The 6,515-nt window shown below is 42.3% G+C and carries 8 protein-coding genes (1 of these 8 cut by a window edge); 3 read left to right on the top strand and 5 right to left on the bottom strand.

The features are described from left to right. A protein-coding gene (locus LRS05_RS13430) for a T9SS type B sorting domain-containing protein (RefSeq protein WP_257868787.1) crosses the window boundary here: on the top strand, positions 1-2,445 show its 3' portion. 696 nt of this gene lie to the left of the window's left edge; the window shows 2,445 of its 3,141 coding nt (coding positions 697-3,141); its start codon lies beyond the left edge, outside the window; the stop codon is at positions 2,443-2,445. A gap of 53 nt (positions 2,446-2,498) precedes the next feature. On the opposite strand, the gene LRS05_RS13425 is transcribed toward LRS05_RS13430, so the two are convergent. Then, complete coding sequence (locus LRS05_RS13425) at positions 2,499-2,927, bottom strand: DUF4268 domain-containing protein (RefSeq protein ID WP_257868786.1); 429 nt, start codon at positions 2,925-2,927, stop codon at positions 2,499-2,501. 45 nt (positions 2,928-2,972) lie between these two features. Here LRS05_RS13425 and LRS05_RS13420 point away from each other — a divergent pair, with 45 nt between their 5' ends. Together LRS05_RS13420 and LRS05_RS13415 are read left to right on the top strand one after the other, a co-directional pair. After that, positions 2,973-3,614, top strand: coding sequence for a CoA pyrophosphatase (locus tag LRS05_RS13420; protein ID WP_257868785.1), 642 nt, complete (start codon positions 2,973-2,975; stop codon positions 3,612-3,614). A 39-nt stretch (positions 3,615-3,653) separates the two neighbouring features. Beyond that, positions 3,654-4,457: a 1-acyl-sn-glycerol-3-phosphate acyltransferase gene (locus LRS05_RS13415; RefSeq protein ID WP_257868784.1), complete on the top strand. Its 804-nt coding sequence runs from the start codon at positions 3,654-3,656 to the stop codon at positions 4,455-4,457. Between the two features lie 28 nt (positions 4,458-4,485). On the opposite strand, the gene LRS05_RS13410 is transcribed toward LRS05_RS13415, so the two are convergent. Genes LRS05_RS13410 through LRS05_RS13395 form a run of 4 tightly spaced genes read right to left on the bottom strand, consistent with a single transcriptional unit; the run spans position 4,486 to position 6,493 of the window. Continuing rightward, the gene (locus LRS05_RS13410; protein WP_257869277.1) at positions 4,486-4,554 is read right to left on the bottom strand and encodes a hypothetical protein; all 69 of its coding nucleotides are present in this window, start codon (positions 4,552-4,554) and stop codon (positions 4,486-4,488) included. Further along, positions 4,533-5,339: a TraB/GumN family protein gene (locus tag LRS05_RS13405; RefSeq protein ID WP_257868783.1), complete on the bottom strand. Its 807-nt coding sequence runs from the start codon at positions 5,337-5,339 to the stop codon at positions 4,533-4,535. The genes LRS05_RS13410 and LRS05_RS13405 overlap by 22 nt, the downstream gene beginning before the upstream one ends. 2 nt (positions 5,340-5,341) lie before the next feature. After that, on the bottom strand, positions 5,342-5,983 hold the full coding sequence (locus LRS05_RS13400) for a hypothetical protein (protein ID WP_257868782.1): 642 nt from the start codon (positions 5,981-5,983) through the stop codon (positions 5,342-5,344). A gap of 15 nt (positions 5,984-5,998) precedes the next feature. After that, on the bottom strand, positions 5,999-6,493 hold the full coding sequence (locus LRS05_RS13395; protein ID WP_257868781.1) for an RNA polymerase sigma factor: 495 nt from the start codon (positions 6,491-6,493) through the stop codon (positions 5,999-6,001). Between the last annotated feature and the right edge of the window lie 22 nt (positions 6,494-6,515).

The following is a 6,515-nucleotide window of genomic DNA, read 5'->3' as shown; positions in this document are numbered from 1 at the left end:
GAAAGCTACACTTACGAACTGAAGGTTACAGATAATTGTAATAACATTTATGAAAAGGATGATAATGAGGTAAATCCTGAAATTAAGCTTACTCTCGGTGCTGCTGATGCAAAATGCGGATATAAATATCTAACGGTTACTCCATCAATGCACATGGCGCCTTATACAATAAGCTTCATCACTGCTCCGGCAGACTTTAACCCAATTGCTTACAACGCTGCATACCAAGGCCCTCAAACAAATACTTCACTACAGTTTGGCAGCGAAACAAACCATGTACCGCTTGGAAATTACACTGTAGAGGTTACAGATGCCTGCGGCCGTACTAAAACAGAATCTCTAGTTGTAGAAATGTCTGAACTTTCAGTATCTGCCAAAGGTACAAACAATGGTTGTTTCTCGCTATTCGGCAGGATAAGGATAAGTATTGCAGGACAAAAGGTTGTTACCGCTACAATTATTTCAGCGCCTGCTACTTACACACAACCATTGCCTAAAGATGTTACATCTACTATCAGCAATGCCGGTGTTGTAACATTAAATAACCTTCCCCTGGGAGTATATACAATTGAATTTACTGATGATTGCGGCAACACATATGTTAAGGATATTGAAGTACCGCCATATGTAGAGAAAAACTTTAATATTGCTACATTGCCAGATTGTGCTGCAAATATGGGTACGGTACGTTTCCGCAGTGGCAATGGCGACCTGAATGCGGCCTACGTAACTGCTGCGCCTGCATCATTCGGCCACGCACTTCCGTACAACGTTACATCGCTTATTAACAGTGCGGGTGATTTGTATATCAATAATCTTCCTGAAGGAACTTACACTTTAAAAGGAACTGATGTTTGCGGCGTAACTAAAGAGCTTTCTGTAAATGTGCAGGGTTACCGCCAACCTGTAAATATTGTAACATATACAGCAAATTGCGGTGGCTTTGCAGTGAAGGTTTCTGATAACAGCAATGGTACTGAAGGCGGTGCATTCTGGCTTCAGAAGTTTAACCCTGCCACCAACACATGGGGCCATCCGGCAGGTACCGGTGCGGCATATGTTGAAGGTACTAACCCAACAGCTTCAAACGGTATCAGGCTTAATAACAACGCTACAAGGTCAAACCTGAACTTTGCAGGAAAATTCAGGGTGCTTAAAAAGTTTGAGGCTTTTGGCGGCGGCACTGCTACAAATACTATTTGTGTGAGTGTGGTATCTGAATTTGAATACAAAGATGGCCTTTCGGTATCAAATGCTTATTCACTGTCATGTGTGGGACAGCCCGGAGATGTTTACATTGAAGCCACAGGGTACCCAACGGCTTACAAGATCATCAGGAAAAACGGACAGCCATTCCTTATAAATAATGGCAGCAACAACCTGTTTACAAACCTTGAACCGGCTGATTATGTTTTCCAGGTTGAAGATGCATGCGGTAATATAATACCTAAACAATTCAGCCTTCGTACATTGCCATCAATCGCTGAAGCCAGCAAGCCTACAGATGTTGTGAATTGTGACGGTGATGCAGAATTTGATCTTACGTCTAAAGATGCCGACGTTCTTGGCCCGCTTCCGGCAGCTATGTACATCATTACATATCACGCCACACAGGCTGATGCTGATGCAGGTGTTAATGAGCTTCCTGATTTTTATACTCCGGGAACTGACGGCAAAACAATATACGCAAGGCTTGTACACAGGGAGATACCTATATGCCACGGCACTACCAGCTTCAAGCTGTTCCGCGGTGTAACGCCGGACCCGCAGATTACTACTGAAGGTAAAGTTTGTAACAATAACCCGATAGCGATTACAGCAAGTGCAGGATACCTTTCTTACACATGGTCTAACGGTATGACCGGCAGGACAATATATGTAACAGAGCCGGGTGAGTATACTGTATTTGTTGAGAAAAAATACGGTAATGTTACCTGCCAGGGTTTTGCTGATGTAACAATCCAGGCATCATCTACACCTAAGATTACCAAAATTGAAACTCAAGACTGGTCTGAGAACGATAACAGTATTACTATACATGCAACCGGCGCCGATAATATTATGTATTCGATAGACGGTATCAACTTCCAGGAAGAGAACACATTTACCAACCTACCGATGGGCAAATACGATGTGTATGTGAAAGACGATTTAAGCTGCGGCTATGACGTGAAAGAAGTAGTATTGTTATACTACCCTAAATACTTCACGCCAAACGGAGATGGTATACATGACAACTGGCAAATTAAATATTCTATACTTGAGCCGAAAATGAAAGTACAGATATATGACAGGTACGGAAAGCTTATAACAGGCTTTACAGGAACAAATGAAGGCTGGGACGGCACGCTAAACGGGCAGCGCCTGCCAAGTACAGATTATTGGTTTGTGGTAACACGGGCTGATGGACGCGAATACAAGGGGCATTTTGCAATGATCCGGTAATCAATTCTTCACAACCAAAAAATCCCTCCGCAAGTTTCGGGGGGATTTTTATTTTATCCCCTTATGATATCTTCATATTCATAGAAGAAGCGCTCAAAAGCATCCATGGTGATATTAAAAAACCTGAAGGTTGCAGCCCAGCTGGCCATATTATACAGGCTTATGCCCGGCAGCTCTACCCAAACGCGGCTTACAGCCTTGCCGGTTTCCAGGTAAAAGTCTTTTTCAAAAACAGCATCAGGCAGGTATTCTTCAAGCAAAATGGCTTTTAGTGATTCCAGTTTTTCAAAGTAATCATAGCGTTTGGCATCATCGCGGCTGTCAATGTCAATCATTACCTGCGCCTTTTTATTGTCTACATAAAATTTAAGCGACAGGTCTTTTATTTTGGTATCATACAAAAGCCATTTACGGGGATAGGCTTCGGCAAAAGCCGTCCAGAAATCCTTCTTCATTTTTTGCGCTTCCGCCTTACTGAACATTTGTTTAACGTATTAATGTTTATATTTATGCTTCAAAGCCATATAATGACATTTGCCGAATTTACTAAATATATACCGAAAATACTACAGCAGCAGCTTCCGGGGGGCACAGCACATCTTAAAATGGCTCCGTTGGGTAGACCTGTCTCATTGCCGGAAGCTGAATATGAAAAGCTTAAGCCCAAAAAATCGGCCGTGATGATGCTGGCTTATCCAAAGGCAGGGGAAGCTCATATTGTACTGATAAAGCGAAATACATACCCGGGAATACACTCGGCACAAATATCTTTCCCTGGCGGTAAGGCAGAGCCGGAAGACAAAGATTTTATGGCGACAGCGCTGCGAGAGACTTTTGAGGAAGTAGGCATAGCGCAGAGCGAAATTGAGGTAGTAATGCCCTTCAGTGAAATTTACATACCGCCAAGCAACTTCCTGGTATATCCTTTTTTGGGCCTGCTGACAGAAGAGCCTGTATTTGCGCCCAACCCGGCTGAAGTTTCTGAAATCATAGAGATGCCGATGTCTGTTTTTCTTGATGACTCAACCATAGCTGAAATGCCAATGCAAACATCATACAAACAGCACATTATGGTTCCCTCATTTATCATTGAAGGAAATATTGTTTGGGGAGCTACTGCAATGATACTCAGCGAGCTTAAAGAAACCATAAAAACGGCTATAAAATAGCGGGGTTTTTGTAAGTTTGCCGTTTGATTTTACTTTACTATGGGATTATTTAAAAGAAATCCTTTCGGGCATATACTTTTCCTAAAAAAATGGCTGATACGTGTGTTTGGGGTGCTAACCCACCGCAGGTATCGCGGCTTCAACGAGCTGTTTATTGACGGTAGCGAAATCATACGTGCGCTGCCCGACAGAAATGTCCTTTTCATATCAAACCACCAGACTTATTTTGCCGATGTTGTGGCCATGTTCCATGTATTCAACGCTGCATTAAAAGGCCGTGAAGACAACATTAAGAATGTGGGCTACATATGGCACCCTAAGCTGAATATGTATTATGTAGCGGCCAAAGAAACGATGAAAGAAGGCCTGCTGCCGCGTATATTATCTTACGCCGGGGCAATCACAGTTGAACGTACCTGGCGTGCTAAAGGTAAAGATGTACAGCGCGAGGTAAACCCAAATGATACCGAGAATATACGCATAGCGCTTGAAGACGGGTGGGTGATAACCTTCCCGCAGGGTACAACCAAACCGTTTAAGCCTATCAGGAAAGGTACTGCCCATATCATAAAGCAGCATAAGCCCATAGTAGTGCCTATTGTGATTGACGGTTTCCGCCGTTCATTTGATAAGAAGGGATTACGTATGAAGAAAAAAGGCATACTGCAGTCTTTCATCATAAAAGAACCGCTTGAAATTGATTATGAGAATGAATCAGTCGAGTCAATTTTAGAGAAAATAGAGTACGCCATAGAGCAGCACCCGTCTTTCCTGAAGGTGATTCCGAATGAAGTGATCGAAGCTGAAGAACAACTGAACGTGCAAAGGCAATGGAGATATTAAAAAAAGAGAGGTGATAGCCTCTCTTTTTTTATTTTACCGCTTCAACTTTGTACCCCGCTTTTCGCAATAGTTTTATCACGCCGTTATCTCCGGCCAGGTGTGCCGCGCCGACAGCAAAGAAAGTAGGTGTCTTTTTGCTGCCGCCTCAATCACCGGTATCCATTTTTTATTGCGGTTATCAAGCATTACATCTTCAAACTTCGAGTACATTTTGTTCTCGCTTTCATCCATCAGTTTGTGCATGCCTTCAATATCTTTGCTTTGATACACAGCCATAAGTTTTGCAAATTCTTTTTTGTCTTTATTAATGCCGCCTTTGGCAGTTTTCACCAGCTCATTCATTTGGTCTTTGTAAGGTATCGCATCAAACACATTCATTTGGTCGGCTACAGATTCCAGTCCCAGTATCTCTTCATTTTGTGCCACGGCTTCCTTCATCAGCTCCATCTCAAAACTCTGCATAGGGCAGTCAATCATCTTCGGGTACAGCATTGCTGAAATTAGCGCCGGCTTAAAGCTGTCCATCATTTTGGCCGACATCCTAACGTTTTTTGTCAGGAATTCATCTACAATCTTAAAATCTTCCGCAGAAACGAGTGAACTCATTGTAACGCCATCCTTCATCATTATGCCGCCCATCATGGCTGCCTGCATGCCGGGGTCATCCATATCAAGCTCCAGGTAAATTTGCTTCGTATCATCAAGCGCCTTTTTGGTTTTAGCATCAAGCGTGGCATCACAGGTGATATGTATGGTACCGAAAAGGTATGACGGTTGGGTTAACCCTTTGCCGGTGATTTTCCACAGCAGGGCATTGTCAAGTTTTTGGGCATTGGCGGTAAATCCTGCAACGGCAAGCAGCGCCAGTAAAATCTTTTTCATGTTTAAAAGTCTATTTTTTTAAGTTCGTTATAGTTCCTGTGCAGCCTTTTTAGCAGTATGCCATATATAAGCTTGTAAAAGCCCCATATAATACCTATGAAGGCAGCAAGGCTTATAACCGTCCCAATAATGTATATTAGGTAAAATGTCGTCTCTGTGCCATTTTTTTCGCTTTGGTGAAGCGCCTCGTTAAGCCTTTCATCTTTATAGAAATAAATGGTGAATATCACGATACAGCTTATGATAATCCATACAATATTCACGATGATGTACTGGTTTACGGCCTTACGGGTATTGAGTATCGTAGCCATCAGTTTTTTTACATTATCCGTTGCAGTGATTTTACGGTAGTTGATGTAAAACCTGTAGAAAAAGTACAGTATGATAAGATAGCCTATAATAGTCATAGGTGTGGTGATATATTGAATATCGAGGTTCTCGAGTTGCCTATTGGCGTTGCTGCCACGCATACAGAAGGATATGAGCAGCCAGAACGCAAACTCAAGGATACTGATTATCAATATCCATTTTACAATTGACGACGACTTTTTGTGCAGCATCTTGTACAGGTCTGCTTCCGAAAATTTCGGGAACAGGCTATCATTGCGCTGCCAGTCTCTTTTTAGTTTATCTAACTCTTCCATATTCAATTCATCCTGTTACGGATTAAGTATTTTTTTCAGTTTTCCTTTAATCCTGTTCATTTTTACGCGGGCATTTACTTCGCTGATACCCAGTGTTTCAGCTATCTCTGCATAATCTTTATCTTCAAGATACATGAACACCAGCGCTTTCTCAATATCATTAAGCTGGTGCACAGCCTGGTACAGCAGTTTTATATGCTCTTCCTCTTCATAATTGTACTCATCATGTGTAAAGCGGTGTATTTTGGTATCAAACTCAATGGTATCTATACTGCGCTTTTTTTTGCGATAAAGCGTGATGGCAGTATTAAGCCCCACTCGATAGGCCCACGTTGTGAATTTGCTGTCGCCCCTGAATTGCGGATAGGCCTTCCAGAGCTGTATGGTTATTTCCTGGAAAAGGTCTTTGTGCGAATCTTCATCATTGGTATACAGCCTGCAAATCTTGTGGATCAGGTTTTGGTTCTGCTGAAGCTGCGTTACAAAAGATTGCTCTGATGAAGTTGCCATATTGCTATAGGTAGTCTTTAAA

The organism is Flavobacterium sp. J372, from assembly GCF_024699965.1.
Taxonomy (GTDB): Bacteria; Bacteroidota; Bacteroidia; order Flavobacteriales; family Flavobacteriaceae; genus Flavobacterium.
This window is presented reverse-complemented; position numbering and strand designations above follow the sequence as displayed.

Bases quoted from the DNA above. Each gene is read 5' to 3' on its own strand.
- LRS05_RS13395 (WP_257868781.1), bottom strand. From the start codon at position 6,493: ATGGCAACTTCATCAGAGCAATCTTTTGTAACGCAGCTTCAGCAGAAC.
- LRS05_RS13400 (WP_257868782.1), bottom strand. From the start codon at position 5,983: ATGGAAGAGTTAGATAAACTAAAAAGAGACTGGCAGCGCAATGATAGC.
- LRS05_RS13425 (WP_257868786.1), bottom strand. From the start codon at position 2,927: ATGTTCAGTAAGGCGGAAGCGCAAAAAATGAAGAAGGATTTCTGGACG.
- LRS05_RS13415 (WP_257868784.1), top strand. From the start codon at position 3,654: ATGGGATTATTTAAAAGAAATCCTTTCGGGCATATACTTTTCCTAAAA.
- LRS05_RS13405 (WP_257868783.1), bottom strand. From the start codon at position 5,339: ATGAAAAAGATTTTACTGGCGCTGCTTGCCGTTGCAGGATTTACCGCC.
- LRS05_RS13420 (WP_257868785.1), top strand. From the start codon at position 2,973: ATGACATTTGCCGAATTTACTAAATATATACCGAAAATACTACAGCAG.